Annotated in this window: 1 protein-coding gene and 1 pseudogene; both read right to left on the bottom strand. The window is 61.7% G+C overall.

Annotation, left to right across the window (positions count from 1 at the left end):
• The coding region (locus tag RTK01_RS16715; protein ID WP_312282049.1) for an endonuclease MutS2 at positions 1-1,723 on the bottom strand (1,723 nt) is incomplete at its 3' end.
• 45 nt (positions 1,724-1,768) lie between these two features.
• Positions 1,769-1,972 (bottom strand): annotated as a pseudogene (locus tag RTK01_RS16710) (DNA repair protein RecO); the annotation flags it as partial.

Raw genomic sequence — 1,972 nt, 5'->3', positions numbered from 1 at the left:
CCGCCTCACCCCGGCTGTGGGCATTGTCCCGCGCCTTCGCCATCTGCGTGCGAAATGCCCTGGCCTTGCGGGCGTCCTCCTCCCGTTGCTGATACAGTCGGTCGGGTTCCACCTGCTTTTTCTCCAAGGCCTGTCGTTTTTGCTCCAACTGGGTCAAAACATCTTCAAAACGGACGCTGTCTCCCGCCATCTGGGCCTTGGCTTCCTCCACCACCTCGTCCGGCAGACCCAGCCGCTTGGAGATGGCAAAGGCGTTGGACTTTCCCGGAATGCCGATCAGCAGCCGATAGGTAGGCCGCAGGCTCTCCACATCAAACTCGCAGGAGGCGTTTTCCACTCCGGCGGTGGTCATGGCAAAGGTTTTCAGCTCCGCATAGTGGGTGGTGGCCGCCAGCTTCGCGCCGGAGCGGCGCACCCGCTGGATGATGGCCACGGCCAGCGCCGCGCCCTCCACCGGGTCCGTTCCCGCCCCCAGCTCGTCAAACAGCACCAGCGTCCGCCGGTCCGTCTCCTTGAGAATCTGAACGATGCCGGTCATGTGGGCCGAGAAAGTGGACAGGCTTTGCTCAATGCTCTGCTCGTCCCCCACGTCCGCCAGCACCCGCTCGTAAACAGAAATCTGGCTCCCGGAGGCCACCGGAATGTGCAGTCCGCACTGGGACATCAGCGTCAAAAGGCCCAGCGTTTTCAAGCTGACGGTTTTGCCGCCGGTGTTGGGTCCGGTGATGACCAGCGTGTCAAAGCTGTCGCCGATTTCAATGTCGATGGGCACGGCCTTTGCCCGGTCCAGTAACGGGTGGCGGGCCTTGCGGAGGACCACCGCCCCATCCCGCCGCAACGCGGGGCGCACGCCGTCCAGCTTATAAGAAAGCTGGCCCCGGGCGAAAATCAAATCCAGCCGCACCAGCGCGTCGTAATCCCCTTGAATGTCCTCCCGGTGGTTTGCCGCGTCGGCGGACAGCTCGGCGAGAATCCGCTCGATTTCCTTTTTCTCCTTCGCTTCCAGCTCGATGTACTCGTTGTTGGCTTGCACCACTCCCATGGGCTCCACAAACAAGGTGGCCCCGGTGGAGGACACGTCGTGGACAAGTCCCGGCAGCGCCCCCTTCTGCTCCGCCTTCACAGGCACCACAAACCGCCCGTCCCGCTGGGTGATGATGCTCTCCTGCAAAACCTTGCTGTAAGCAGGAGAGGAAATAATCCGCTGGAGCACCTGCCGGCTTTTCGCCTGCGCCGCCCGCATCTTGCGGCGGATGTCGTTAAGCTCCGGGCTGGCGTTGTCGGAAATAGTGTCCTCGTCCAGAATGACGGACTTAATCCGTTCCTCCAAAAACCGATTGCCGTGGAGAGATAAAAACAGGTGGTCCACGGCCGTCTTCTCTCCCGCGCCATCGGAAAAGTATTCCCGGGTCCGCCGGGCGGCGGTTAAAAGACTCGCGATGGTCAAAAGCTCCGTGGTGTTCAGCCCGCCGCCCCGGTCGGCCCGGTCCAGCGCCTCTGCCACGGGTTTTACCCCGGAAAAAGAGGGGCTGCCCCGCAGGCCGATCAACGCCCTTGCCGCATCAGTCTGGTCCAGCAGACGCAAAACCTCCTCCGGCTCCGTTTCCGGCGTCAGCGCAAGGGCGCGGCGCTTGGCCTCGTCGCTTACGGTCTGCTCCGCCAGCATGGAAAGCACGCGGGGCAACTCCAGCGTCCGCATGGATTTTTGAAACAATTCGCTCATAAACAATCCTTTTCGTATAAAGCATCCCAAATAGTACAAAATGTATTAGAGATTCGACAAACTCTTATAGTAGTCCAGCGTGCGAAAGCTCCGCTCAAGCTGCACGGCCACATACCGCTCCGCCGCGTTGGAGAGCTGGTCCAGCGCCTCCCCTGTCAATGTAAACGCATAGAGCCGTCCGGGCGGACCATAGACAATGTGCCGCAGAGCGGCCACCGCCTCCGGGCGCAAAGGGAGCGTTTCCCCGCC

Origin of the sequence: Oscillibacter sp., assembly GCF_031978065.1 — a bacterium.
Lineage (GTDB): Bacteria > Bacillota > Clostridia > Oscillospirales > Oscillospiraceae > Oscillibacter.
The sequence above is the reverse complement of the archived record's forward strand: the minus strand, read 5'-3'. Positions and strand labels throughout refer to the sequence as shown.